At 45.4% G+C, this 25,338-nt stretch carries 26 protein-coding genes; 3 read left to right on the top strand and 23 right to left on the bottom strand.

What is annotated here, in order from left to right:
* From H4O21_RS12080 to H4O21_RS12035, 10 genes are all read right to left on the bottom strand, one after another.
* Entirely contained in the window at nucleotides 1-750 is a 750-nt protein-coding gene (locus H4O21_RS12080; protein WP_182809127.1) for an OmpA family protein, read from the bottom strand.
* Nucleotides 751-840: 90 nt separating this feature from the next.
* On the bottom strand, nucleotides 841-1,182 hold the full coding sequence (locus H4O21_RS12075; protein WP_182809126.1) for an STAS domain-containing protein: 342 nt from the start codon (nucleotides 1,180-1,182) through the stop codon (nucleotides 841-843).
* Nucleotides 1,183-1,519: 337 nt separating this feature from the next.
* A complete protein-coding gene (locus H4O21_RS12070; RefSeq protein ID WP_182809125.1) occupies nucleotides 1,520-2,209 on the bottom strand; it encodes a sugar transferase in 690 nt (229 codons plus the stop codon).
* A 114-nt stretch (nucleotides 2,210-2,323) separates the two neighbouring features.
* A complete protein-coding gene (locus tag H4O21_RS12065; protein ID WP_182809124.1) occupies nucleotides 2,324-3,529 on the bottom strand; it encodes a glycosyltransferase family 2 protein in 1,206 nt (401 codons plus the stop codon).
* Between the two features lie 70 nt (nucleotides 3,530-3,599).
* Nucleotides 3,600-4,676, bottom strand: coding sequence for a glycosyltransferase (locus H4O21_RS12060; RefSeq protein ID WP_182809123.1), 1,077 nt, complete (start codon nucleotides 4,674-4,676; stop codon nucleotides 3,600-3,602).
* A complete protein-coding gene (locus H4O21_RS12055) occupies nucleotides 4,673-6,232 on the bottom strand; it encodes a GumC family protein (protein WP_182809122.1) in 1,560 nt (519 codons plus the stop codon). The genes H4O21_RS12060 and H4O21_RS12055 overlap by 4 nt, the downstream gene beginning before the upstream one ends.
* 22 nt (nucleotides 6,233-6,254) lie before the next feature.
* Nucleotides 6,255-8,744 carry a hypothetical protein gene (locus tag H4O21_RS12050; RefSeq protein WP_182809121.1) on the bottom strand — a complete coding sequence of 830 codons (2,490 nt, stop codon included), beginning with the start codon at nucleotides 8,742-8,744 and terminating at the stop codon, nucleotides 6,255-6,257.
* Nucleotides 8,741-9,916, bottom strand: a complete 1,176-nt coding sequence (locus tag H4O21_RS12045; RefSeq protein WP_182809120.1) for a glycosyltransferase family protein — start codon at nucleotides 9,914-9,916, stop codon at nucleotides 8,741-8,743. The genes H4O21_RS12050 and H4O21_RS12045 overlap by 4 nt, the downstream gene beginning before the upstream one ends.
* 12 nt (nucleotides 9,917-9,928) lie before the next feature.
* Nucleotides 9,929-10,657: an acyltransferase gene (locus tag H4O21_RS26120; RefSeq protein WP_182809119.1), complete on the bottom strand. Its 729-nt coding sequence runs from the start codon at nucleotides 10,655-10,657 to the stop codon at nucleotides 9,929-9,931.
* Nucleotides 10,658-10,865: 208 nt separating this feature from the next.
* A complete protein-coding gene (locus H4O21_RS12035) occupies nucleotides 10,866-12,053 on the bottom strand; it encodes a glycosyltransferase family 4 protein (protein WP_182809118.1) in 1,188 nt (395 codons plus the stop codon).
* Between the two features lie 39 nt (nucleotides 12,054-12,092).
* Between H4O21_RS12035 and H4O21_RS12030 the strand changes: the two genes are divergently transcribed.
* Nucleotides 12,093-13,028 (top strand): NAD-dependent epimerase/dehydratase family protein, encoded by a 936-nt coding sequence (locus tag H4O21_RS12030; protein WP_182809117.1) that lies wholly within the window; start codon nucleotides 12,093-12,095, stop codon nucleotides 13,026-13,028.
* A gap of 183 nt (nucleotides 13,029-13,211) precedes the next feature.
* Here the strand turns inward: H4O21_RS12030 and H4O21_RS12025 are convergent, their stop codons facing one another.
* From H4O21_RS12025 to H4O21_RS11980, 10 genes are all read right to left on the bottom strand, one after another.
* Nucleotides 13,212-13,826, bottom strand: coding sequence for a LysE family translocator (locus tag H4O21_RS12025; RefSeq protein WP_182809116.1), 615 nt, complete (start codon nucleotides 13,824-13,826; stop codon nucleotides 13,212-13,214).
* Nucleotides 13,827-13,875: 49 nt separating this feature from the next.
* Complete coding sequence (locus H4O21_RS12020; protein ID WP_182809115.1) at nucleotides 13,876-14,568, bottom strand: alpha/beta fold hydrolase; 693 nt, start codon at nucleotides 14,566-14,568, stop codon at nucleotides 13,876-13,878.
* Nucleotides 14,569-14,668: 100 nt separating this feature from the next.
* The gene (locus H4O21_RS12015) at nucleotides 14,669-15,625 is read right to left on the bottom strand and encodes an alpha/beta hydrolase (RefSeq protein WP_182809114.1); all 957 of its coding nucleotides are present in this window, start codon (nucleotides 15,623-15,625) and stop codon (nucleotides 14,669-14,671) included.
* A gap of 19 nt (nucleotides 15,626-15,644) precedes the next feature.
* Nucleotides 15,645-16,649, bottom strand: coding sequence for a hypothetical protein (locus tag H4O21_RS12010; protein ID WP_182809113.1), 1,005 nt, complete (start codon nucleotides 16,647-16,649; stop codon nucleotides 15,645-15,647).
* 188 nt (nucleotides 16,650-16,837) lie between these two features.
* A complete protein-coding gene (locus H4O21_RS12005; protein WP_220495637.1) occupies nucleotides 16,838-17,119 on the bottom strand; it encodes a hypothetical protein in 282 nt (93 codons plus the stop codon).
* A 388-nt stretch (nucleotides 17,120-17,507) separates the two neighbouring features.
* The gene (locus H4O21_RS12000; protein ID WP_182809111.1) at nucleotides 17,508-18,410 is read right to left on the bottom strand and encodes an AraC family transcriptional regulator; all 903 of its coding nucleotides are present in this window, start codon (nucleotides 18,408-18,410) and stop codon (nucleotides 17,508-17,510) included.
* Between the two features lie 342 nt (nucleotides 18,411-18,752).
* Nucleotides 18,753-19,685, bottom strand: a complete 933-nt coding sequence (locus tag H4O21_RS11995) for an alpha/beta hydrolase (RefSeq protein ID WP_182809110.1) — start codon at nucleotides 19,683-19,685, stop codon at nucleotides 18,753-18,755.
* Between the two features lie 89 nt (nucleotides 19,686-19,774).
* Entirely contained in the window at nucleotides 19,775-20,689 is a 915-nt protein-coding gene (locus H4O21_RS11990; RefSeq protein WP_182809109.1) for an alpha/beta hydrolase, read from the bottom strand.
* A 455-nt stretch (nucleotides 20,690-21,144) separates the two neighbouring features.
* Nucleotides 21,145-21,339, bottom strand: a complete 195-nt coding sequence (locus H4O21_RS11985) for a glycine zipper domain-containing protein (protein WP_182809108.1) — start codon at nucleotides 21,337-21,339, stop codon at nucleotides 21,145-21,147.
* Between the two features lie 12 nt (nucleotides 21,340-21,351).
* Entirely contained in the window at nucleotides 21,352-22,041 is a 690-nt protein-coding gene (locus H4O21_RS11980; protein ID WP_182809107.1) for a zinc metallopeptidase, read from the bottom strand.
* Between the two features lie 152 nt (nucleotides 22,042-22,193).
* Between H4O21_RS11980 and H4O21_RS11975 the strand changes: the two genes are divergently transcribed.
* Both H4O21_RS11975 and H4O21_RS11970 read left to right on the top strand, forming a co-directional pair.
* Nucleotides 22,194-22,418, top strand: a complete 225-nt coding sequence (locus H4O21_RS11975) for a type II toxin-antitoxin system TacA family antitoxin (protein ID WP_368737548.1) — start codon at nucleotides 22,194-22,196, stop codon at nucleotides 22,416-22,418.
* A gap of 46 nt (nucleotides 22,419-22,464) precedes the next feature.
* A complete protein-coding gene (locus tag H4O21_RS11970; RefSeq protein ID WP_182809106.1) occupies nucleotides 22,465-22,743 on the top strand; it encodes a type II toxin-antitoxin system RelE/ParE family toxin in 279 nt (92 codons plus the stop codon).
* A gap of 130 nt (nucleotides 22,744-22,873) precedes the next feature.
* Here the strand turns inward: H4O21_RS11970 and H4O21_RS11965 are convergent, their stop codons facing one another.
* The 3 genes from H4O21_RS11965 to H4O21_RS11955 form a co-directional block, all read right to left on the bottom strand.
* Nucleotides 22,874-23,176, bottom strand: coding sequence for a type II toxin-antitoxin system RelE/ParE family toxin (locus tag H4O21_RS11965; RefSeq protein ID WP_182809105.1), 303 nt, complete (start codon nucleotides 23,174-23,176; stop codon nucleotides 22,874-22,876).
* The gene (locus tag H4O21_RS11960; RefSeq protein ID WP_182809104.1) at nucleotides 23,164-23,421 is read right to left on the bottom strand and encodes a type II toxin-antitoxin system Phd/YefM family antitoxin; all 258 of its coding nucleotides are present in this window, start codon (nucleotides 23,419-23,421) and stop codon (nucleotides 23,164-23,166) included. The genes H4O21_RS11965 and H4O21_RS11960 overlap by 13 nt, the downstream gene beginning before the upstream one ends.
* A 360-nt stretch (nucleotides 23,422-23,781) precedes the next feature.
* Nucleotides 23,782-25,197 carry a hypothetical protein gene (locus H4O21_RS11955; RefSeq protein ID WP_182809103.1) on the bottom strand — a complete coding sequence of 472 codons (1,416 nt, stop codon included), beginning with the start codon at nucleotides 25,195-25,197 and terminating at the stop codon, nucleotides 23,782-23,784.
* Nucleotides 25,198-25,338 lie beyond the last annotated feature (141 nt).

Raw genomic sequence — 25,338 nt, 5'->3', positions numbered from 1 at the left:
TTATTCATCTCCCCATAATTCAGTCATAGCAGGCCAGTTTTTAATTTGATAACTGCGATATTTCTGATTGATCAGCAGTGTCAAAGAAAAATCTACCCGGCGATTAGCGGCTTTAGTCACAGGGATCTGATTACTGGCAACAGGTTCAAATTCGCCCAGAGCATTGACTCTGATCTGATAATCGGGAATACCTTTCTCATGCATAAAACGAGCGATGGTATTGGCCCGTTCCAGTGCCAGACGGGAATTATGCTCCTGAGTGCCTTCTGAATCGGCATGTCCGGTCAGGACCACCTGATAAACCGGATTTTTTTTCAGCCAGTTAATCAGTTCCAGTAAGGGCTTTTTGATATCAGCCGGTAAGCTATGGTTGTTAAAAATAAAGGAAAAATCAGATAGCTCTGCCAGCAATGGGGCTATCGCTTTCATGCGCAAGTCGTGACGATCTTCAATGCAGGTTGTGCTGGAACGAATATAACGTAAACCGTTTTCGGTATCCTGAATCTGTTGTTCCAGTACTCTCAGGTTATGCAGTGCATCGGTGTCCAGCCCTGTAAGATGCTCTCTTTCGATACGATTGGCCAGTTGTTGCATCCGGTAGATGCGGCCAGGTGTACATTCGCTACCACCGGACAGGTTGAGTTGTTGTATTCTCAGGTTGGCAATCCGTATAGCATCGGCCACCCTGTTTTCCAGCACTCTGTCCGGTGCATAGGGATAACCTTCCTCTACACTCGAACAGGCCGTCATACCCATCGCAAGAACGGATATGAGGCAACAACAGATAACAGGCCGGAAAAGGCTTGGCATGACAATACTCCCTTAAAGTCGATGGGATCATTAACATTCTACTGACGCTCCTATGCAGCTTCGCAGATCATTGTGCACAGGAATCGCCCGGTTAATTTTTAACAGTGTAGTCAGTTCTTTAGGCTGACCTGTTAATCCTACCAGAACCAGCTTACGATTTTGTTCTCTTAAGCGCTTGAAAAGAAACACAAGTGCACCGATACCGGATGAATCCATAAAAGTGACTTTACTCAGATCACATATAATATGCCGCTTAAACTTATCGGGAATGTTTTCCATCCGATCTTTGTGCTCTGCAACAGATACGCAATCCAGTTCACCAGAAATATCCAGTACTTCAAATTCGTTCAGGGTATAGTGAGAATGATACATGGCCTGTCTCCTTAAAAACCAGGTTGTTTAGTCAGGTATTTAGCATAGAACAGGCCAGTTATTTAAAGTCTTTTTAAATCAACAAGTTATCAAAAATTGTTTTGGCGTAAGCTATTGATTAAACAGGATTTTTGCAATATGCAAAGTAAGGTGATCCGGCTATCTTAAAGCTGAAGGCAAATGTATTCTGAAAATGCAAAACCATAGGCAAAGCCTCAGTAGTAAAACGAAAAAATCAGCTGAACACAGGTTCAGCTGATCAAGAGTAACGTGGGGTATCTTTTCTTATAAATTCATTGCAGGCAGGTTGAATAAAACCTGCAGTGCTTTCAGGCTGTTACTGCCCTCGTCCCAGAATCACTACCGATACTGTTTTCAGCGCAATATGCAGATCCATTCTGATCCAGCTGAGCAATCCTACCAGAGAAACAGAGTAGGCCAGATCATAGCCCAGTTTATTGCGGCTATCTTCAATGGTTTCATCATAGCCCTGATAGACCTGAGCCAGCCCGGTAATTCCCGGCATAACGCCATACATACGCTCATTAAACAAAGGGATCTGGCTCTCCAGTTTTGCCATAATGCCCGCTCTTTCAGGACGAGGGCCAATCATAGACATTTCACCTTTGAGCACATTAATCAGTTGAGGCAGCTCATCCAGTCGTGTTTTGCGTAGGAAACGTCCTGTTTTTGTAATGCGTGGATCATTTTTACTGGCCCACACCGGCCCGCTGGCGACTTCCGCATCAGTTACCATCGTGCGGAATTTTATCATATTGAACAGATGGAACTGTTCGGCATCTGCTACTCCGATTCTTTGCTGTACAAAGAAAACAGGGCCTTTTGAATCTATTCGAATAGCCAGAATAATTAATGGCCATAGCGGTAGGGTTATCAATAACAGTAAAGTCGCTGAGAACAGATCGAATAGCCTTTTAGCAATGCGAACATTGTGTGGAACATAGTCCGATAGCGAATTATTCTGGTTTGATGGCTGAGTCTTCTGAGAATTAGTGAAAGAGTTCATAGTGATTACTCCTGTACCATTTTAACGGTCTGATTCCAGCTATTCTGTTTTTACCCGCTTTTCGGTTTTTCCCAGCTCTTTGGGTTTCCCCTGCTTTTTTGGGGTCCCTGCTATTCAGATCTTTTTCCAGTTATTGGAAAAACGCCCCTGCAGATAATAAATACCGCCTAATAAACCGAAATAGTGACCTGTAATCAGATAATGCATTTTCACAAGTATTGCGTTATTCATCTTTAATACTTGTTGTGCAAGTACCAGGCCATATCCCAGAATCTGGCCAGATAAAATAATCATAAACCATGGATTAAGCAGGCTGAGTACGATGGAAGACAGCATACAGGCGACAAAACACCATGGAATAAAAGGCCGCAACCATTTACAGGAGAAGAACATCCAGGCCGTTGTGCCATAGGCTGGTTTCAGCAGATCCATTAATCTCAGACTTTGTTGCATATTGCCTGCTGAAATGCGAATACGACGTTTGAAATCATATTCCAGTGAACTGCTTTCAAGCTCCAGTGCCACAATGCGAGGATCATAGATTACTTTATAGCCCTGACGAATCACGTCACAAGGCAGATAAAAGTCATCATTAATGGTATCGACAGGCATAGGGCGAAACAGGTTTTTTCGTATCAGATAAAACGCGCCATGAGCACCGGGAGTAGAGCCTAAAGCACTCTCGGACTGTTTAATAGCACATTGGTATTGCCAGTAGCTTTGTTCCTGTTGACCCGCATGATTGAAAAAACGGTAAGTACCGCAAACAACACCAGTACTTTTTTTATCAAACCAGAGAGCTGCAAGTTTAAGTGAATCCATAGCGATCAGTGCGGATAGATCCGAAAGTGCAACAATGTCTGTTTTGCAATTCGGGATATGGTGATTCAACTGTTGCAATTTGCCCCGGTTCATCGGATCGTCAAACAGTGTGCAATTAAGAGACTGGCAGAGTGGCTCTGCCAGGGTGTCTTTTGCAAGAAGATAAGAATGGTCGGTACAACCATCAAATATCATCAGGATTTCCAGCTTATCGGATGGATAGTCCAATAAAGCCAGGTTGCGTATTTTTTCTGCAATATGCGCCTGCTCATTATAAACAGGTATTACAATTGTCACCGCTGGCCAGTTATGTGCATTTTTGTCTAACGGATAAAGAATAGGTGCAACAGGTTGATTTCTTAAAATTTTTCTTCTTGCCAGCCGGCTTACCAACAAGGGGTAAGCAAAGTGATGGTAAGCGATGAGTCCGAGTGCTATCAGAAAAATACTACCTGCAATAACCATAAGCGGGCTGAGTTCTGTATAGAAAATATCCATGTCTGCACCTCTTATTTGTCCGATCTGCTTTGTGTTTTCCGGTATACACTATGCCTGAGTGACAAAGCTTTTAACGCATTAGCATCCGGTAATCACGAGCCACTTTATAAAGATCATGTCGCTTCAGAACATACTCTCTGGGAGATTTTTGTTTTGCACGAGTGAAGCGTTTTAATAGCTTAAGCACGCCTCGTGCCAGAGCGTCACTATCTTTCGGAGGCACCAGTAACCCGGTTTCAGCACAGACCGCTTCTTTACAGCCCCCGGTATCGGTAATCAGAACAGGCACACCGCAAGCCTGAGCTTCAAGAGGGGACAGAGGCAGCCCTTCTGCTTCGGAGGGCAGGCAGAACAGATCCAGCGCATGATAAAATGTTGGCATATTTTCTACCGTACCCAGGAAATGAACCCTGTGCATGATGCCCATCTGACGGGCCTGAGCCATCAGATCACAACGGATTGGACCATCTCCGGCCAGCGCCAGATGGATATTACCTGGCAGGCGGGCCAGCGCATCCAGAAGATAGGTGTGACCTTTGCCATTCACTAAACGCGCAGCACAGCCCACGATAATTTTCTGCTCTGGTAACTCAAGTTCTTTACGCGCTTTGATATGTCGTCCGGGTCTGAAACGACGGGTATCAATACCATTAAGAATGATATTAAGTGGTTGTCTGGGAAAATATTTTTGCAGTATATGAGCCACATGACTGGCATCGGCTACCAATTTGGGTTTAACAAATCCCAATACTGCACGCTGTAATTTTTGACGTTTTTTACTGGTTTCCAGATGCCAGCCATCATGTTCGGTATGTACCACCTGTTTAACACCGGCCAGCCTGGCAGCGGTGCCAGCATAGATCAGAGGGCCAATATGATGAGTATGAACAGCGTCCGGTGCTATCTTTCTGAATAAGCTGACCAGGTCATAGATCAGTTTCGGGGATAGTCCCGGTGCTTTATTACAGAATATCAACTGACAATTCAGTCCATATAATCTGGGCCAGCGCTTCATAGAGTCATTCAGGTGTCCCTCCAGACTGATGATAATGACTTCATCTGTTTTCTGATAAACCTTTTGTAACTCAAGCACCATAGTTTCGATGCCGCCGGGTGCCAGATGCTGAACAACCTGTACTATTTTCATTGTAATTCTCCTTCAATCGCCGGAGGCTGATTGTTATTGGTTGTATCGCTATCGGTTATTTCATCAAGATCAAACTCACTCAGATCCAGCACGTAGCTGTTCTCTTTAACTAAAGGAATCCGCGTCAGTACAGGAACGCCTGCGGACTTTTGCACATCTTCGATATATCTCAGACGGCTATCAGTCAGCTCGATTAACAAGGCGATACCTGAACCAAGCCCTATACCCGCCACCAGGCCTGCAGCAACAAACACGACAACGGGTAAATTACTGGGTACTGAAGGCTCAAACGCTTTATCAATTATTTTGATACGGTCTCTTTGTTCATAGCTACCCAGTGCTCCAGTGATTTTGGCGCGTTCATAACGATCCAGCAGTTCGCTGTACACTTTGCGTTGTACGTCCAGATCTCGGTTTAAACGCAGCAGGGTCTGTTCAATATCTCCGCTGTTATTCACCAGAGCCAGCACCTGATTAAGCTGCTTTTTAAGTTGTCCCAGCTCATGCTCTATTCTCTGATGGCGAGCACGAGCTGATTCAGCTTCCTCTAGCTGAGCCATAACAATGGTTCCCTGTCCTGAAAGAATATGTTCAGGCGACGTATGAGAGGGCAGCGCTGTACCACTGGCCTGCCACAGTCTCTCCAGTTCATCAATGCTATTGATCGATTCGGTCAGGCTGATCAGCTCTCTGCGCTCATCCTGCAAACGCTGTAGCTGATTGTTAGCTGATATCACCTTGCTGTGCTGATCGGTATATCTGGCCTGCAGGCTGACCAGATCACTTTTCAGGCGAATAATATCTTTCTCCAGACTGGCCAGTACCGGGTTGTTTCGTAATAGCTGAGTGTGCAGTGTTTCCAGCACCGCCGCTTGCCCTGCCAGCTCGGTTTCTTTTTCTGCAATCTGACGTTTAAGCTCGCTGATTTCCGTAATGTTATTATTCATAAGACCAGGCAGCTGAAGCGCAAACTCCGCTTTAAAGACTGAAAGATCCTGTTCTGACTGATTCAGCAGCTCTCTCTGGCGTTCCAGTTGTTCCAGCAGAAACTTCTCAGAGTTACTGACAGAACTACGCTCAGGAGCCAGTAGCTGATTAATAAAGACCTCCCGCACATTACTCAGAATTGGGGCCATATTGCCTTTTTCCGGGCTGCGATACTGAATACGAACCAGATCTGAGCCAAACAGAGAAACACTTAAACGGGATGATAATTTACGTACCACCCAGTCTTTTTCGGCTTGTTTTGCCTCTTCGGAATACAGCTTTTGTTCCTCTGCTACCTGTTGCAGGATATGTCGGCTGTGTAGCAGAGTTTCCAACGCTTTAATACGTTGCTGGATATGAGTTTCAACCGATAAATCTTTCAGAAACGGGTTCAGCTTGGCGCTTTCCTGAATCAGAAAAGAGGTATGACTGTCATAGACTCTGGGAGACATCATACCGATCACCAGGCCAACCAGTGGCATCACTATCGGAGGAATAACCAGCAGATAGCGATGACGCCAGGCGGCTGCAATAATTCTGTAAAAACGTATTTCGACGGCCAGCTGCATAATCATTACTCCCTGCGGGTATTTAATGATTACTTTGCAGTCCCTGTGCCAATCGTTTTATCTGATCGATGAAACGATCTAATACTTTGTTATTTAAGGTGTTTTTCTCCCAGTCGCTGTCAATCTGCTTTTGCAGTTCATGCTGTAGCATTGCAAAACTCAAATTCTGATTTGCATTTTGCATCAACCAGTTAAGCCAGCGCAGATCGTTGACACCCTGTCGAATGGCTAACAGTCTGGGGTGAATTTCAGGAGCACGGCACAGCTGTGCGGAAGGAAAAAGCAGCTGAACATCATTCTCACGGCCATCAGTTGGATCTGCCGGGTGAGCCGTTGGCATACGGCCATGCCATTGCCAGTAGCCTTTCAGGCCGGTTTTCCATAAATAGGCCCCTGCCGCAAACCTTGGTGAAGGCAGGTTATACAGGTAAACATCCAGATTGCTCTGTTTTAGCTGCTGTATACGCTCAGCGGTCAGCTGATAACCATGATTGACCAGCACAGAGTTAAAGCGATCCGTCGTTTTATCGTGTTCTTTCCGGTTGAGTTGCGCCATGCGATCAAATTCTGGCCGGGAGGCTGCCATCAGATTGTTAAACTGATCCAGTTCCAGATCTTCCCGTAGGAATAAACCTGGCTCATCGGCTAATGACCAGAGTAAAAGCCCGGCCACACTGCTGACTTTATCAAGCTGTTCCAGGGTGTAATCCTGGCCATTTGGCAACAGACGCTTTACTGGTGTATACGCTGGGTATGGCGGTAATAAGCCAGCATTCAATGGTGATTGAACCGCACGTTTAAAAGCCTCTTCTTTACCTCTGACCGGATCTGGCAGAGCAGGGGCAACGCCAGTCAGTCCGAACTGACTCAGAAAATGATAATCACAACTGGCCTGTGTTTCAGCGTCCTGTTGTGAGAACCAGCTCAGATGTGGCGCATAGTCGAGATAAATACCGATAGGTTTTTTTACCTCAGGCAGTATCACTGGCAACAACTGAGCATTAACGGAATAGAGTGCTCGGTCAAACCTGAGGTAATAACCTCGTGAGGTCTCCGATATGGCCAGAGGCGCTTCTACCTGACCTGTAATTACCCACTGATCACCCTGTTCTGCATTGATTGCATAATCAGCTACGGATTGATTCCGGGGCTGGTGCATATTTTCAGCATAAGATTCTGGCATAAGAGGAATCAGGGACAGTTCATTCTGTAACGCCATCTCCTGCCCCCGAGGGCGACTGTAACCTTGCCTGATCTGGTAGATCTGCAGGTTCTTCAGAGGCAGATCCAGTTCCTTAAGTTGTCCGGGAGCATCCGGAAAATCCAGGCGAAGGCTGATATTTTCACCGGGCACCCATAGCAGACTTTCCCCCTGGTAAATCTCCGGTACATTTTTATACAACTCCGGGTTTGGCAGATAGGACCAGCTACGCTGGAATATATTTTCCCGGTATTGATCAAACTGATCAAATTGCTCCGGGTTTTGTTGTACAGACAAAGGCTCTGAAACATTGTTATCAATTGATGCTGTATTCAGAGGTACTGCAATCAAAGCAGAAATAAAGCGCCCGGCAGTCTCCGGACTGGAAAAATCCAGTGTCAGTTTGCCATCTGTTACCAGTACCGTACCATCAACAGGTGCTCCACGATATTGACCGACGCTTTGCCAGAAAGCATCCAGTCCTGATGATCCTTGTGATATATCAGGTTTATACAGATAAAAACGAGTCAGCCAGTCCTGATAACTCAGGTTCTGTTGCAAAATGCGGGTCTGGTTAATCTGAATCGATTTCTCCAGTGCGTGGGGGACATACTCCCACTCACCAATATCAGAACTCCAGAGTCTGATCCGCCAGAGTCCATTTTTTATTGGTAATACCAGTCGTGTCAGTCCTTCAATGCCATCGGCAATCATGGGATCATGATAAGGCCGGTTCCGATAGCGATAGGGACCTTCGACAATAAAGCCCTGACGTACATCCGTCTGTGAAACCTGAATCATGCCCGGCACTGATGTTTGAGCATCTGGCCCAAAATCCCAGCCAATCAGACCTGCAGGAATAAGAGGCTGGTGCAAGAGGGCTGCGGCATGCCAGCGAAAATCAGCCCCCATATTACTGAGGTAAATTTTGCGAATATCCTGATGAGTAAAGGTTTCACCGGCGGATGTTTTTAACTGATTCAGTGGTACTTCCAGTATAAAACGACCTGTAGGATATACCCGTTCCAGATTAAAACGGGTCCGGTAATTAACACTGGAGTGGTGGTCTATGCGTAATAGTAAACGCGCCGGAGTATCTGAGGTGTTTTCTCCTTCAATCCTGAGCAACTGGTTCCCGGCCACTCCGTCATCGAAAAACCAGAACTGTGGGTTTAACGCTGTCAGCGGTAATTCATGATGCGGGGAATTACTAATGTCTGCCCCCTGATCATCAGAGGCCATGACCTGAGAGCAAAATAGAAATGCGCACAAAATAAGCAGGCGGATTGCTGCACTTAACGGCCAGATCATAATTCACCTTCATAATGGGATGTTCCCATTGATTGCCGGATAAACTGTGATACCCGTTGGGCTCGGGACTGCCAGCTTTCATCTCTGACCAGCGCTTGTTGTATTTTTCTATTATGTGCCGGAGTTTGTTTGCAAGTGACAGGTTGCGCAGATAATAAAGCTTGCAGCAAGGTCAGGAATTCATCCTGATTATCAGCCAGGGAGATCACAGAATTATACTGTTCTGCAGCTGGGAAACGGGTTGAGATTACCTGAGTGCCAGACGCCAGATATTCTCTGAGTTTAAGCGGGTTACAGTGGGTAATCTGTTCACACTGGTGAAAGGGCAGCATGGCCACTTGCCAGTGCTGACAGTACCCGGCCAGCTGTTTATGGGGCATCGCATCCAGCCAGAGTACATTGGGCCTGGTCAGCAGATCCTGAGTATTAGTATGAATGGCTCCAATTAACATCAGCGTCCAGTCAGGGAAACGATCTGCCACCTTTGACAGCAGCTCAATGTCCACCCAATCAGCCAGCTGGCCATAGAAGCCGATCACTTTGTCATCGGGCATTAACTCAGGTTTGGGCTGAGCCGAGCTGAATAACTCAAAATCGACGCCATGTTCCAGTACCTGTGTTTTCCATACTGGAAATTTTTTCGCCAGTTCATGGCTGGCGGTCAGTACCAGATCACAGCGGCCAACCAGTTCTGATTCCATCCGGCTGATAATATCGTGGTCGACACCGGCCAGAGAAGAAAAGTCATCGCCACAGTAATAGACAGAGAAGCTCTCATTGCAGATACCAACCATATCTGCGGCTGACGGTAAAGAGATCCAGAGAATTGTCGGCTCATCATCAGACAAATAAGGCAGAAGCTGTTTTCTGAGCTGCTTCTGATTCAATCGACGTACCATTTTACTCTGATAGAGAGGCAGCGATCTGGGCTCAATAATAACGTCAGGGTGCTGTTTTTCTGACAGTGATGCCTGTTTCGCTATCGGACGGCGTTCAAACATGCTTTTAAGCTTATTGGTTGCCCTGGTAATATCGTGAGACGTTACTCTCGGGCAACGAAGGCCAATCGAGTTTACCCAGATCACCTCATCTTTGCGGGCAATATGACTAAACAGATGTTGCGTACTGCTGGGGTGGCTGCCCCAATCTTCACCAAAGACAATCCAGCGCATGATCCTTACTCCTTAAATATCCGGGTTATTTCTGGCTAATTCATCAGATGTCAGCTGCCTGACCGGATGGGCAGGGTTGCCGGCGGCAATCACATTGGCCGGAATGTTCCGAGTAACGACACTACCAGCACCAATGACGCTGTTTTCACCTACGGTGACACCCGGAAGAATCGTCACACCGGTACCTATCCATACATTTTTCTGCAGGATGATGGCGCCTGTCTGGCTTTCCAGGTCGGGAGCACCTGTGGCTCTGTCATAGGGGTTAAGCGGATGACCAGGATAGCCCGCAAGAAAAGCTTTCCCTGCCATTCTGACGTTATCTTCCAGCACCACCTTACTGCCAACAGCAATGGTGGTTTGCCAGCCAATATCTACGTTATTCCCTACGATTAACTCCGGAGTTTGCTGGCTACACCAACGCCCTGAAAAAGTACTGACACCAGAGATACGGCAGTGACTTCCCAGCGTGATTTTTAATGGTTTAATCACCAGAGGCATACCACTGTACAGATATAAGTTTTTCCCGCCTGCAATCTGGCTTTTAAATACCGGTGTCCAGTAAAGGCGACGCGTTGTTTCCTGAATAATAAAACAGATCGTTTTATGCAATTGATACAACACGCTATGAAGAACAGGTACTGATGGTAGTTCAACAGCATTTAACTGATGCCAGTGTTGTCTGATTAAACGTGCAGCAGGGTTCGGGCTTGTTTTAGCCCACTGTTTTACCTGAATCATAAAGCCCCCTTAACAGACTGAGCTGTAAACTTTAATCGGTATCATTGTGTTGGTAGATATATTGCAGATTATATGCCAGTTGCATTTTGATAGTGCCGGATACTTGTCAGGCTTTTTAATCTATTAAGACCCTTTAAGCTATTGCATGATTAAAACAATCAAATCTTCATTTTTGTCGATTTATCCGAAAATAATTTGCTTTTTGCACCTACAATGTATATGTGTTGATAATATCTGGCAGTATTGATTCTGTGCTATATTGCTCCTTTATTGTTTTCCATGCCTGATAAGACATAATGTCTTTTTCTGTTTTATCCATACTCCACCACAGGCGAATAAAGTCAGCCATATGTGCAATATCATGACTATGAATTAACCAGCCGTTTCTATTATGTGTAATGACAAGAGGCAGCTCACCAACGGCAAAGGAGCAAACAGGTATACCGCGAGACATTGCTTCTAAAGCCGCTAGCGGCAAACCTTCACACGTTGACGTAATACATAGTAAACCTATCTTATCCCAATGCCGGGACATATCCTGATGTCCGTGAAACTGCACCGCAGGAAATCTGGCTTCCAGACGTTGTCGATCAGGACCGTCACCATAGATGTGTAATTGTTCATCTCTTCCGGCCAGGCTTTCATGCAAGGATTCTCCCAGCATGCAAAAGGCGTCCGGATTTTTCTCACTGCTGAGTCTGCCCACAAAAGCAATTTGTGAACCGGACGACAGAACAGGTTGTTCTCCAATATCAACAAAGTTAGGAATCATGCATCCTTTCCGGCCAATACGATTGAAAATAGCCTGACTGACAGAGATGGGATGAAATAAAGATGAAGAGACTTCATCAAACCGGATATAACAGTTTAATAAACCAGAACCCGTATCTCCATTATGATGCGTTGGCACGGCTTTCCAGCGGCCGCTGACAGCCATTAGCTTATTAATAATGTTAGCTTTATAACCATGACTATGAACAATAGAATCTCTGGGTATCAGTTGAAATAGTCTATACAGACGGCCATCGGCATAACTGACGTTTATATCTGATTTCAACAGGTCAGCATATATAGGGTGATCACTGCCATACTTTTTCCAGAAAATAACATCTACGGTATATGATCTTTTATTTAAGCTGCAGGCCAGATTAAATACATGGGTTTCAATTCCGCCTGAACTACGGCTATCAAGGAATAGTACAATATGTTTCATATCAAAACTCCTGATAAGCATTTTAATATGAACAGAGCAAAAGAAGTGCCACTCGCATTTTGCAAACAGATAATGCCCCAGGTTATTAAAAAGCAAATACGACCGTCTTAAAATGATCTTACTGAACTGATAAACAAGCACTTTTCTAATGAGTGGCCTGCTTTTTGGAATGATTGCTTTCAACTTGTTTCAAATCGCAAATGTCCGTTCAGGAGAAGTATTATGGCTAAGTATCTTGTGACTGGTGGTTGTGGCTTTATTGGTTCACATCTGTGTGATGCTCTGATTGAACAGGGGCATGATGTGATTGTTCTTGATAATCTGTCGACTGGCAAAACGATCAATTTAAATAGTAAAGCACAGCTGTTTGTAGGGAATATCTGTGATAGTTCTCTGGTTAATATGCTGATGGGGCAGGTAGACGGCTGTTTCCATCTGGCGGCAGTGGCATCTGTAGTACGTTCAAATGAAGCCTGGGCAGAGACCCATGCGACGAATCAGAGTGGTACCGTCAGTATTTTTGAAGCGGCCAGCCAGGGTGGAAAGCCTGTGGTTTATGCCTCTTCTGCAGCGGTGTACGGTGATAACGCCGTCATCCCATTGACAGAAAGCAGCCAGGTACGCCCTTTAACCGCATATGGCGTGGATAAACTGGCTTGCGAGCTGCAGGCTCAGGTAGCAGGACGGATTCATAATACACCCACGATGGGCTTCCGCTTCTTTAATGTCTTTGGAGAAAGACAGGATGCGTCATCGCCATACAGTGGTGTTATCTCTATTTTTGCTGATCGTATCCTCAGCCATAAAGATATTATCATTTACGGAGATGGCAGCCAGATCAGGGACTTTGTCTATGTTAAAGATGTCGTACAATATCTTATCGGTGGTATGAGACAAGCCAGTGTGCGGGCACCTGTATTTAATGTTTGCACAGGCCGCTCCAGTAGTATCAAAGATCTGGCTAATATCCTGTTTTCTATCGTAGGCTATGATGTCAAAGTGACTTATGCGGCCAGAAAACCAGGTGATATTCAGACATCACTGGGTGATCCGGGCGCTCTGGTTCACCAGTTTAACTACCAGCCTCAATATGATCTTTATTCAGGGTTGATGGAAATGCTGGCATCTGAAGTCAACGTTCTGAAAGATGCCGTTTAAGGAAAGAGGGCGGCCTTATTGGATCAGATAGAAATCTTTTCCGTTCATTACTAAAAGCAAACTCAGCCGGTGGCCCGGTGCGATTAAACAAAGTCCGGGCTACCGTTGTTTCTATGGCGAGAAGAACACAAGTCTGGATTCAAGTAATAAGTACCATCGTACTCCCAGAATGCTAAAAATCGACTATTGTCGGCTGAATAACAGGTTGGCACCGGATGCCGCCAGAAACATTGAACAGCACTTATTAAATATTTTCGCCATTTCGGGTTTTGAAAACCAGTGACGCAGATACAGACCGAATAAAGCGTAAATAGCGATGGCCAGCATCTCCAGAATCAGAAATGTACCTCCCAGCACAAAAAATTGTTCATTAACATTGGCACTGACATCCACAAACTGAGGCAAAAAAGCGGTAAAAATAAGAATCGCTTTAGGATTACCCGCCGCCAGGGCAAATTCCTGCTTCGCCAGCTCGATATTATTCCGGCTATGTTCAATATCCGTCACCGGGCTGGTATCAGATCGCCATAGATTAAAGGCGATCCAGAGCAGGTAGCCAGCACCGGCCAGTTTAATTAGCAGAAACAGGGTTTCTGAGGTATACAGCACTACCGCCAACCCGGAAGCTGCCAGAGCAATCATCACAGCAAATGCCAGCACTCGGCCACAGCCTGCGAGAATAGCGGCTTTAAAGCCGTAGCATCTGGCATTATTCATTGACAATAGATTATTTGGTCCGGGTGTCATGTTGAGCGCAAAACACGCCGGTATAAACAGTAATAGCTTTAACAGTTCCATCGTAAATCCTGTAATAATATCGCTGATGAAAAAATTATCCCGATATTCCCTATCCAGCCCATGTATTGATATGGTCAGCCAGCTCACGGGGCTTCTCTAGTGGCAGCATATGGCCTGAACCTGAGGTGCAAATAAGAGACAATAAATGGCTGGTATTATCCAGCTGTTTTAACCAGTTTAAATTAATCAGCTTGTCATACTCGCTATAGTAAAGGTATGTGCAAAACGAAAACTGGTTGAGAGCCTGAGACAGGTCCGCTCTTTCTGAGGTATGTTGATACTGGCTGAGAAATTCATGTTCACCCAGGGCCTGATCCATCTCTGAGATCAGGCTAATCAGATCATCTGTTTGATTCTCAGGAGCTAATAAGCTGGCAATCTTTTTTCGACTCATCCCCTTATAACCATGCTTTTTCACATAATTCAAAGTATTGCTGCGTTGCTTCAGCTCTTCATCCGGCAGGGCAGCGGGTGTGTTTGAGATAACAAACAGTCTTTCAATGCGTTCTGGGTACAGGCTTGCAAAATAGGTTGCGATATAGCCCCCCAGAGAAAAACCAAGCAGATTTACCTTCTTATCACCCAGAATATCGTTGTAATACCCAGCCAGCTCATCAAAACTCTTGTTCTGGGGGATATCCAGATACACCAGCTGATAATTATCTTGCAGCAAAGGTAAAACTTCTGACCAGAGTTTTTCAGTACACATCGTACCAGGAATCAGGTGTAGTGTTTTACGCATAACGCCTCTTCATATCACAAATTATACCCAGAGAAATATAATGTCGGTAAATCAATATCTTTTTTCAGCAGCCGGTAAGTCTGACGATAACCTATCCGGTTTATTCTGATGCAGGGTAAACGCCGTGCTGCTTAAAATGTTCAGCAAAAAAGGTAAGGCTGACCGGGATTCTGCTACCAAAAAAAGTATCATCGTGTCTGCCTCCGGGAACAGACACAAAACGATGTTTCAGCCCCAGTTCAGTGAGACGTTGCTGGAAATGCAACGCCATCTGGTAAAAGCCAAATTCATCATCTGTACCGCTATCAAAATAGATGGCCAGTTCACCCGGTTTAAGTGTATTCAACAAAGAGTAGGGATCGTACTGCTTCCAGCCTTCAATATTTAAACCAAACATGGCTTCCCATTCGGCAAAACCAGGCCTTGGTTCAATACGAGTTAGCATACTGCCATCCTGAGGCTGGTAGAGCATAGATACAGCGCCAGAGTGTGCTGCTACTGAAGAGAATAAATCCTTATGTCTGAGCGCCAGATGGAAGGAGGCCAGGCCACCTGCGGATTCACCGACAATAGCTCGGGCCAGCCGGGTAGAATTGGTGCGATAAGTGCGGTCGATATAGGGGATAATATCCTCAAGCATATAACTTTCGTAATCTGCATGGTGAACGCAAAAGCTTTCTCTTGGCTCATGTTTATTACGCACAGGCGCGGCTTTATCTATACAGGCCTGATAATCGGCGGCAGTGACCGAGTTGACAAAAACACCTCTGTCTCCATCTGGCATCACAATGATGGCCTGCAAATTGAGCTCATCAGCCGCTTGCTGAATCTGAAGAGTGGGGGATCGCCAGGAATCTTCATTCACGCCCCAGCCATGCACCAGATAAATAACCGGGTAACGCTGATCGCTCTTGTGATAGCCATCAGGCAGATAGATATTAAATCGTTTGGAAACGCCAAGGGCAGAGGCGTTGATCATTCCACTCTGAATCCTTCCCTCAGCCAGAGCTAACGAGGGTAAAAGCAGCAGAATGCTAAAAAAGCTTATAGATTTCATATTCGTCCCTGAAGTTTGTTTACTTATCCTGAATATCCGGAATGTACTGTCTCACTGAGTCAGGTAATCCTGTTACCATTGATGCTCTTGCTCGATGCCAGAATGCCGACAGCAATAAAAGCATCCCTCCCATAAAGACACCGGTTAGCGCAAAACTATAGCCAACACCGCCATAAGTCTGAAGAAGGCTGGTAATGGCATACAGCACATACACCAGGGCAGAAACCATAAATGCCCGTCGGTCTATAACGATAGAAATTAATGTCATGAAGATGTACAGGAAAATAACGACCACCATATTGCCCGTGCTTTCATTACCGTCCAGCACGCCCAGATTTGAGAAAACAGGGTGGATAATCAGTGGGGCAGACAGCAGATGCAACCAGAATGCAACGTCTGCATTGCGCGTTGCTCTGAGCCGATCAGCGGCATCCCAGTACATGGCAATGAAAAAAGTGAGTAAACCGCATAAAAATACGATGAGTAACAGCCAGTCCTCAGCATTCGGAAAGACACCGGCAAGCATAGAAGCAACCAGACCAAGAGCCGCTGCAGTACCCACTGCGACAGTAATCGGCACTCTGAAGCGCGTCCAGTGTAAATAGGCTGCAATAGCGGATACCGCCGTAGCGGAGATATAAGACATATCGGAATGAGAGAGTAGTGAGATAACCAGTGAAAACACCCCTCCGATAAATGACAACAGCAGAACGATACCAGGAAATGCCATTTTTCGGTTAAGCACAAAAAATTCAGCCAGCGCCCATGACAGCATGGTAAAGGTGATTAATCCCAGTGTATCACTGCCTGTAAATGAGTTAAGCACCCATAATGATGAAAAAAGCAGCAACATGCAGGCAATAACGACGAAAATATCATTAAACCCGCTGATTAACCTGAAATTCTCTTCGTCTACAGAAGGCGCATGTTTCTGCTCTGATAGCAGGGTTCGGAACTGCTCAACGGATTCCGCTGAGAAGATTCCCTGTTTTATCGCATAATCCAGATCTTTATCTGTATACATATCGGTTCTCCGACAAGCCTGGGATGCAGGCCTGGAACAGGCTTTAAGCAACAAAGCCTAAGAGGGGATTGTTAGTCAGCGGCATCAAAAAACGGGCCAAAAAGTTTCTTTCTCAAAAATAATACCCATTATTAATGGATAAATATCAACAGAGCAGTATGTATCGCTTGATGCTATCTATATGAGGCTCAGCCTCCGATATAATGCCTGTTAATATAAGCACACCATTGCTCAGTGTCTCTGGGTGGGATGTCTGAATTACCGCGAATACCGAGTTTAAACTCAACCACTGATTGCCACTCTGACGAACCCGGATCAGGCCCATGTCCCTGTCGATCAGCAACCTGAACTTTTTCTTCGACCAGAGAGAACAATTGACTCGAACATGCCTGTACAGCAGTGGCGCTGTCTGGTGGGGTTGAGCATGCGGAGAGGGTCAGAATGAATAGAACGAAAATGGGTAACTTCACTGAAATATCCTTAAAAATCATAGCCAGACAAGATATTTATAAGGCTTTGCCTTCAATGCATCAAGCCTGCTTGTCAGTGAACCTGCGTGAATCTCCAGCTTATGCCCTTCAGGATTCGGGATATCTATTCGTCGTCACTTTTTTCTTATCTGTCCTTTTACTCCAGAGTTATGGCAGCGCCAATTGCAACGCCCTCTCCAACACCCAGAGCTACTCTATACCAAATCCAAATGCTACCGTGTTATTTTTAGGGCTGCCATTCTTGTTACAATTACCCATTTGAATATCTCTGATATTTCAACTCACGCAGTGGCAATATCCCATAAATTGCTGTGTTATGCATGATTTGCACGATCCTGGTTCGGCCTGTAACGGACGTTGCCTGGTTCTATAACAGCCGTCTAAGCTGTTGAACGTCCTTCGAGGGTGGTAACCCAAATAGCCGACTATATTCGCGACTAAACTGAGAAGCACTTTCGTAACCCACGAGGCTGCTGGCCTGGCTCGCATCTAACCGGTTCATTAACATCTGATCTCTTGCTTCCTGCAATCTGAGTGTTTTCAAATACTGCAAGGGGCTTGTACCTGTAAGCGACTTAAAATGCTGCCTAAAGGCAGATCCGCTCATATTAGCCCGGCCAGCTAAGTCATCCATTGCAATGGATTGAGTGAAGTTCTGTTTGAGCCACGCAACTACCTTAAGTATTTGGCTGCCAGGTGAACCATCAGATGCCAGGTAACGGAGCTGTGGCCCATGAGGGCTTTCCATAAGCCGGATAATAATTTCCTTCTCCAACAGTGGCAACAAACTGTCCACAAACCTGGTTTCATGCTGCAGATTCAGCAGCCGCTTCAACGCATCAGTCAGGCCATCGTCGAGGTTTTCGACAGAGATAGATTTGTAGGCAATATCTCCAGCAGGTTTGTTCAGCTTTAACTCTGAACATACCTGTAAAATGAGGTTGTAGTCCAGCTTAAGCACCAGGCCAATAAATGGTTTATGACGGGTTGCATGAGTCACATGAGAAACCACTGGCAGGTCAAACGTCGTTAAGGTTAACTGGCCTTCAGTGCAAGAGAAGGTCTGATTGCCATATGAAATCTGTTTTTCACCCTGTAATACTACTGCCAGGCTCAGCGTGTAGATACAATGCAGTGGATCGGTTGGATTATTGCGAAGGTGTAAGGTCAGACCTGGAATACGAGTGCTATGATCGCCAGGGCGATGCTCGACCTTCAGAGCTTGTCTGACCAGACCTTGTACATTGTTTTGATCAGTGACTTCATTCATTGTGTACAATCCAATATAAAAACTCTGGGGGCTGGACATCAAAAGCATCGATTAGCTCTTCCGAGGAAATTTGATCACCCATGCGTCCTCTGTTGACGTAGCGATGAGCAAAATCAGCTGCGCCGTTGGCGTGGACCAGGGTCTCAAACTCTGAAAGGCTCGGTAATTGAGTTATTTGCTCTGATGTATAGGCTTTGTTTTCACCCGCTTGATGATTTTAGATCCGTGTGACCACAAAGGCTGATACCTTCCAGTCCCATCAGTAACAACAGGGGAGCGATGATAATCCACTGTGTCATACACTCCCATCCTTTCGTCTTACCAGTGGTTTTGAACAATGGATCAGGCCAAATGCGCCTCGAAGAAAGGTGTAACGCGCGCTATTGCCAGGGCTACAGGTTCAGATTTATCGTAAAGGTCGTAGTGAGACCAGTCGTTCAGCTCAACCAATTGTCTATCCTTTGAGACAACTGACCGACCATAGATTTCCATGCCATCCCGATAAGCTCCAAAAGCCCCGACTTTATTGCCGATGACAGCCATGACCGGTTGTGTCATCAGGGTTTCGGCAAATGCAAAGGCGTCCCAGCTCAGTATTTTCTGTGCATGAGAGAACAGCATCTTAGTTGCCCCGCCTGGCTGTTGACCCCGTGGTGTTTTGTAGTAATCCGTAGCTTCAGATACATCACGTTCAGTCAGTCCCAGCTTTACAGCAGCTTCAGGACCTGGTGGTAACAACTCGTTCACTTGCAACTCTTCGCCTCTGGCTTCCAGCGTGCGTTGTGCTGCCATAGATTCAAGTGCTGTGATCGGTTGAAACTGGCTAAAGCCCTCTCTGAACAAACGGCCCAGGTTTACCGGTGTAATCCCGACAACCGCTTTCAGGCGCTTTTCCGTCAGCGCGGCGTTGATAATGTAAGCCCCGCCACCGCAGATACCAATACCGCCGATGCGGTCGGCATCAACGTATGGAAGTGTTACCGCGTAATCAATGACCCGGCTCACATCTTCAACACGCTGAGCTGGTTCTTCCACATAGCGAGGAAAGCCACCAGACTCACCCTGGAAGCTGGCATCATGGGCGATTACAACGTAACCGGCTTCAGCTAATGCTTTACCATACACAGCCCCCGATGTTTGCTCTTTACAGCTACCAAAGGGGTGTACACTGACAATCAGAGGATATTTTTGGGACGGATTAAAGTTCGGTGGGTAAAGCACCAATGCTGATATGTCCCAAAGCATGTCTGAATTTCGAAATGTAATCTTTTCCATAGTGTTCACCTTTATCTGCTCGCTGGATTGATCAGCGAATGCCGGTATATGTTTAGTTATTGTGACTACTTATGTTTCGAAGTGAGTTATCAAAGCGTACGTGAGAAAAAAGGTGCCAATGCGCCGATGGCTTCAGTGATTTCAGTTTTCCCGTCATAGAGGTCCATATGGTTTGCACCATCCACAATGTGCATATGTTTGTCTGCACTTGCTGCACGTTCCATCAGATCGTCACTCATCCACTTACTGCCTGCATTGCTGCCCGCAACAGTCTGCAGCGGCTGAGTCAGGAAGGCTTCTGCTTTATGGAAAGCATCATAGGTAATGATCTGGTTAAGGCTGCGAGCTGTCGCAAAACCCGGCGCAGTGCAGTACTCGGCACGATCGGTATGGTAATACTCCCACGCCTGACGCAGTTCTTCATTCGGTGCATCTTCTTCTTTCAGTGGCGCCATTGGGATAATTGCGATTTCGTTACCGTTCGTGTCAGCAGTGCGAGAAACAGAGCCAAAGTCGATGTAAGGAATAGCATCACTGTCTTTAACATTGTTTTCCCAGCCGTTACGGAACATCTGGCCAATGTTTACCATACTGACAGTGCCAACCGCCTTGATACGACGGTCATTGATGGCTGCGTTTACGGTGTAACCAGCACCCGCGCAAATACCCATAGCACCAATACGATCGTTATCGACATATGGAAGCGTGGTCAAATAATCGATAACAGCACTGATATCTTCTGTACGCACATACGGGTTTTCTAACTGGCGGGGCGAGCCGGTGCTTTCGCCTTGATAAGAGGCATCATAGGCAATGGCGATAAAACCATTTTCTGCCAGCTTGCGGGCATAGATACCAGAAGTTTGTTCTTTAACACCACCGCCAGGGTGCGACACAACAACCGCTGGATAGGTCTGGTTCTCATCAAATGCTTCAGGGAAGTTAATGACTCCGGCCAGGGTGATATCCAGTCCGTTAGTGTTAGGGAAAGTAACTTTTTGCATGATCATCGCTCCAGGTGTCAGCAAGGCCTTTTTAGTCCAGGCTGTTTGTCAGGTTGCTAAGTACGATGTGACTTAACTGATGATCAGTTTAACCAATGAGATATTATATCCTTGCCTAAAATGATTTTATGATTGCCTGAAATGATTAGACTGTTCAAATCAGAAATGAACACCTGTATCCGAAAAAACTCCCCCGATCTGAACACATGGCATGACAACAGAATAATCCACCATCCCGATAGCCTGGTTCAGTCGCTCAGTTGTTCCGCTTTGGTATAATCCAGAAAGCTGCCCTGCATCTTTTCAATGGATGGAGCATGACACAGCTCAGATGAATGCAGGTTGAACCGGAGATCCGGGCTTATCTGCCAAATCTCTTCGACAAGATTTAACGCCTATTGAATTCGCTTAAGATCTCATTCTATCACTTCACTTGTTAGCTGCTGATTACAGGTCTATTCATCGTCACTTTTTTCTAGCTTTTTCTTTTGCTCCAGGCCTATGGCTGCGCCAATTGACACTCCGATACCAATACCCAGAGCGATATTCCCAAGCGCTGCACCAATACCACAGCCAATGGCTATTCCTATACCAAGACCCAATGCGACTGGGTTCTTTTTACTGATACCATTCTTGTTCCAATGACTCATTTTCCCCTCACACTATCGACGGAGCACAGCAACCCATCGCCCCAGGTTTAACAAGCTGGTCAGCGAGGCAGCGACATAGGTCAGCGCCGCAGCCTTGAGAATTTTTTCCGCATGCTTCAGATCACCATCGTGCAGATAGTCGCCTTCCTTCAGGATCGGCAGCGCCTTGCCATAACTGGCATCGAACTCAACCGGAAGGGTCATCAGGTGCACCAGTGTACCTAGTGCCATTGAAATAACGCCAATCATTATCGTGAGTGCTCCCGCCTGTGGCAGGCGGGTTAGCATCAGAACAAGCGGGGCAGCTACCAGCATCATACCGGCAATACGCTCGCCGACCATGGCGGCCTTTACGAGTCTCTGCCTGGACAGGAATAAAGACTCGCCACGTGAATCCTGAATGGCATGCCCCACCTCATGGGCGGCCACAGTCACTGCTGTCAGTGAGTATCCTGTATAGTTGTCTGGCGTCAGACGAACAGTCTTAGCGACCGGATCATAGTGATCACCGGCAGAGGTTTCCTCTACCTTGACGTCGCTCAGGCCGAATCTGTCTAGCAGATGGCGCGCAAGTTCACCACCATTTCCCCGATTGCGGTAGCGATCAGCAGGCTGTCTGTACTTTTCCATCACATGCCTGACCCATAGGCTTGGCAGGAAGACGCATATCGCGATTATGAGTAATATGACTATCCAGAACATTTTAATCAGTCTGTATTGAGCATTTGTGTGACTATTAAATATTGTACGCATAGAAATGAAAAGCAGATACTTACCCCGCTGTGTCAGGATTGTTGTCCACTTTCAGCGCGAGTGCTAACGTTTGTGTGTACACCATTTTTAAGGATTAGCACATGGACACTAGAATCCAGTTTCGTGTTGATGACGAAACAAAACGCCTGGCTCAACAAATGGCAGAGAGCCAGGGGCGCACGCTTAGCGACGCATGCCGAGAACTCACTGAGCAAATGGCTGAGCAACAAAGAAAAACATTATCTCACGATGCTTGGCTTACTGAACAAGTAAACCTCGCATTTGAGAAGTATGACTCCGGTAAAGCTGTATTTATTGACGACTAATCCGAATGGAAGCACGTAAAGCCAGGATTCGTAGCCGAGGTCAGCAATGATTTTATGGGAAGAAGAGTTACTAAATGATCGCGAAAAGATCTTTGAATTTCTCTACGATTTTAACCCTGATGTTGCTGAAAGAACTGATAATATCATTGAAACTAAAGTGGAAAACTTACTCGAACAACCCTTAATGGGTGTACAACGTGACGGCATACGTGGAAGACTGTTAATTATTCCCGAAGTTTCAATGATTGTTTCTTATTGGGTTAAGAGCTCGAATATTCGTATTATGCGAGTGCTACACCAGAAACAAAAATTCCCTGCGGACTGATGCGACGTATTGCAACTATCTTGAAAACTACCGCTAACGCCCTGTTAAGGTTGAGCACCGCAATACAAAAGCAGTCGCATACCACCTAAAATACTATATGCAACGCATATTAGCCGCTCACTCTCAAAGATTATTGCTTACTTAATAGGAACTTACGCAAATCTCTCTCAGTGCGCATAACAAACAGAATAAACACTTTGTCACCGTCTTGTTTATAGAAAACACGACATGGATTAACGACAACTTCACGATAACTTAAATGTTCTAGTTCAGGCGGAATACGACCTGATTCAGGAAACGTCTCCAGGCGTTCAACTTTGGAGAAGATCGTTTGCACTAACTGCTTTGCAGCTACGACATTTTCAAGTGCGATGTATTCAGCGATATCGTTCAGGTCAGATAACGCTGGCTCAGTCCAGATTATTTCAGCCATTTTGACATTTTGTCCCTGGCTTCATCATGACTTACCACTTTACCGTCAACTAGTGCACGCTCACCTCGTGCAATACCCTCCAGAATAGCCAAACGATTTTGCATAAACTCGTAATCATCAACATCAACCAGATATGCGGATGGCTTACCATGCTCGGTAATTAACACAGGTTCTTTGGTGTCGTGGAGTTCGGCGAGAATCTTAGTTGCTTGACGTTTAAGTGATGTAACTAGTTCTACTTTCATGAGGGCTGCTCCAAAGGAATACTAAAGTGATACTATTCTGTCACTTTGAGTATAGCAAGCTCCATGACGGCTAACGCCGCGTTAAGGGGTGAACAACGCCACCACCTAGCCTAAACCATTGTGCCGTAGACACTAAAGCTGAATCAAACTGAAATTATATGCCCGAACTCATTGTGTATTCTGAATGTCCAGTGTGCTCATCCAATTGTTCACTCACGCTCTACCTTAGTCTCACCTTATATTTGCTAACGTCTTGGTCAGTGGCCGATTGAAGTGAAACGTAATGAGGTCCACTGCACCATTTTGTTATGTGTGTGTGTTTTTGTATGACAATTACATTAAATAGGAATTGTAGTTCATTCAGAAATAGTCTGCAGGGTTTGGACATTCAGAGACAAAATGATCGCCACCCGTGTGATACACATGTATGACAAGACCATTTTGATTTCCTATTGGCTCATTATCTTGACCCACACTTACAGGATAGTGAACCAAAACCCCCGCGTTAATTCCTAAGACATTTAATATAATGCCTACGGTATTTGGCGATGCAAACAACATGTTGCCTATGCTTCCAATTCTTACACGAATCTCTACAAGCTGTTCGTAACTAACTGTTATGCCAGCGCCCATAGCTATTGCATTGATCAGACAGTTATTTTGGAAAAGCAAATCACAACCAAGGACTTCCAACAGTAGTCGTCTTTCTAATCTTTTAGATGATATCGAAGTGTCTAATTCAGGTAACTCAAATGTATATTTATTTTCTTGCTCAGTTTCAACCAAACTATCCAGGTCGTCTTCTATAGACATCGCGTCGTCTTCTGAATCAGAATATTGCTCAGAGTTATCTTCGTAATCCGGGTCAAGTAATTCAAGACGATCCGCTATTGCTTCATAATAGGATTCCCTATTCTTAAAGTTAGCTAAGGTATCAATATTTCTTTTTGTATCTGAAAGATCACCAGTTTCACCTTTACCTTTAAGATGTTTCTTTTTAATCGTCTTTGGAGACGCCCACCCGTATACAGCGTATGGATGCAGTTGTATTAGTTCGTGCATCCAGTCAAAAGGAGTTCCTTCATTTTTATCATTTAGAGATCTGAGAAGACCTTGGTATAGGCCATTATAATGGCGATAGGCTCTCAAAAGTCTTTGTGAAAACTCGCTTTTACCGTGAAAATGATTACCCCCACCTAATTCATTGTTGACTAAATCTCGCCACTGACTTGGATTAGGAATTTGTTCAGCTATTACAGATAGAGTATCAATCCTGCCTTCAGCATTATATAAAGCTTTCATCAAAGCTGCATGTGCTACAGTGTGTGGTCCTTGCGGAATACCATAGCTACTTATTTTATTGGTTGATTTTGTCGAAGTGTGAGTAAAGAGAGAGGGTGGCCTGCCACCGCTGATCGGCGGTGGTGCTTCCATGTTTTGCTCGTAAGTGTAAGCTTCCTGCCATGTATCGAAGTATCTGTCAGGCTCCATATCACTATAATACTTGCCATCGCTATTTTGAAAGATTTGGCGCTGAATTATTGGGCTAATAGTATTTTGATTGATATTCGGACTATTTCCGGTATTTTTTGGAAACGCTCTTAACTGTTTAACTTGCCTGCTGTTGTTCGCCATTTCTTGAAATCTTTTCATTTGCATGGCTTCAGGTCGATTATCAATAAATTGAAAGTTTGAGTCGCTCCTTTTAGCACGAGAACACCCGACCACCATAGAATAATTCTTATTTTCTTTTGATTTGTCAGTGTGAGCTCTCATTTATAAAAATCCTTATCAATTAACCATGTCCGATCAGGAGGTGGGACACATAACTATTAAGCGGTTATACGGATGGCGGAGCCATAGCTATAACCGTCTGTTGAACGGCCGCTGATTGTGCAGGGGATTTGCTTTTTAACG

It is taken from the genome of Oceanospirillum sediminis, assembly GCF_014164585.1.
GTDB lineage: Bacteria > Pseudomonadota > Gammaproteobacteria > Pseudomonadales > Halomonadaceae > Oceanospirillum > Oceanospirillum sediminis.
Note: the sequence above shows the minus strand (reverse complement) of the source record. Positions and strands in the feature narration are given on the sequence as shown.

Excerpts from the sequence above, each read along its gene's own strand:
- H4O21_RS11965 (WP_182809105.1), bottom strand. The coding sequence starts at position 23,176 with ATGGCTGAAATAATCTGGACTGAGCCAGCGTTATCTGACCTGAACGAT.
- H4O21_RS12015 (WP_182809114.1), bottom strand. The coding sequence starts at position 15,625 with ATGAAATCTATAAGCTTTTTTAGCATTCTGCTGCTTTTACCCTCGTTA.
- H4O21_RS11960 (WP_182809104.1), bottom strand. The coding sequence starts at position 23,421 with ATGAAAGTAGAACTAGTTACATCACTTAAACGTCAAGCAACTAAGATT.
- H4O21_RS12055 (WP_182809122.1), bottom strand. The coding sequence starts at position 6,232 with ATGCAGCTGGCCGTCGAAATACGTTTTTACAGAATTATTGCAGCCGCC.
- H4O21_RS12000 (WP_182809111.1), bottom strand. The coding sequence starts at position 18,410 with ATGAATGAAGTCACTGATCAAAACAATGTACAAGGTCTGGTCAGACAA.
- H4O21_RS12020 (WP_182809115.1), bottom strand. The coding sequence starts at position 14,568 with ATGCGTAAAACACTACACCTGATTCCTGGTACGATGTGTACTGAAAAA.
- H4O21_RS12070 (WP_182809125.1), bottom strand. The coding sequence starts at position 2,209 with ATGAACTCTTTCACTAATTCTCAGAAGACTCAGCCATCAAACCAGAAT.
- H4O21_RS11985 (WP_182809108.1), bottom strand. The coding sequence starts at position 21,339 with ATGAGTCATTGGAACAAGAATGGTATCAGTAAAAAGAACCCAGTCGCA.
- H4O21_RS12025 (WP_182809116.1), bottom strand. The coding sequence starts at position 13,826 with ATGGAACTGTTAAAGCTATTACTGTTTATACCGGCGTGTTTTGCGCTC.
- H4O21_RS12075 (WP_182809126.1), bottom strand. The coding sequence starts at position 1,182 with ATGTATCATTCTCACTATACCCTGAACGAATTTGAAGTACTGGATATT.
- H4O21_RS12065 (WP_182809124.1), bottom strand. The coding sequence starts at position 3,529 with ATGGATATTTTCTATACAGAACTCAGCCCGCTTATGGTTATTGCAGGT.
- H4O21_RS11995 (WP_182809110.1), bottom strand. The coding sequence starts at position 19,685 with ATGGAAAAGATTACATTTCGAAATTCAGACATGCTTTGGGACATATCA.
- H4O21_RS11955 (WP_182809103.1), bottom strand. The coding sequence starts at position 25,197 with ATGAGAGCTCACACTGACAAATCAAAAGAAAATAAGAATTATTCTATG.
- H4O21_RS12010 (WP_182809113.1), bottom strand. The coding sequence starts at position 16,649 with ATGTATACAGATAAAGATCTGGATTATGCGATAAAACAGGGAATCTTC.
- H4O21_RS11970 (WP_182809106.1), top strand. The coding sequence starts at position 22,465 with ATGATTTTATGGGAAGAAGAGTTACTAAATGATCGCGAAAAGATCTTT.
- H4O21_RS11990 (WP_182809109.1), bottom strand. The coding sequence starts at position 20,689 with ATGCAAAAAGTTACTTTCCCTAACACTAACGGACTGGATATCACCCTG.
- H4O21_RS12080 (WP_182809127.1), bottom strand. The coding sequence starts at position 750 with ATGACGGCCTGTTCGAGTGTAGAGGAAGGTTATCCCTATGCACCGGAC.
- H4O21_RS12045 (WP_182809120.1), bottom strand. The coding sequence starts at position 9,916 with ATGCGCTGGATTGTCTTTGGTGAAGATTGGGGCAGCCACCCCAGCAGT.
- H4O21_RS11980 (WP_182809107.1), bottom strand. The coding sequence starts at position 22,041 with ATGTTCTGGATAGTCATATTACTCATAATCGCGATATGCGTCTTCCTG.
- H4O21_RS11975 (WP_368737548.1), top strand. The coding sequence starts at position 22,194 with ATGGACACTAGAATCCAGTTTCGTGTTGATGACGAAACAAAACGCCTG.
- H4O21_RS12050 (WP_182809121.1), bottom strand. The coding sequence starts at position 8,744 with ATGATCTGGCCGTTAAGTGCAGCAATCCGCCTGCTTATTTTGTGCGCA.
- H4O21_RS12060 (WP_182809123.1), bottom strand. The coding sequence starts at position 4,676 with ATGAAAATAGTACAGGTTGTTCAGCATCTGGCACCCGGCGGCATCGAA.
- H4O21_RS12030 (WP_182809117.1), top strand. The coding sequence starts at position 12,093 with ATGGCTAAGTATCTTGTGACTGGTGGTTGTGGCTTTATTGGTTCACAT.
- H4O21_RS26120 (WP_182809119.1), bottom strand. The coding sequence starts at position 10,657 with ATGATTCAGGTAAAACAGTGGGCTAAAACAAGCCCGAACCCTGCTGCA.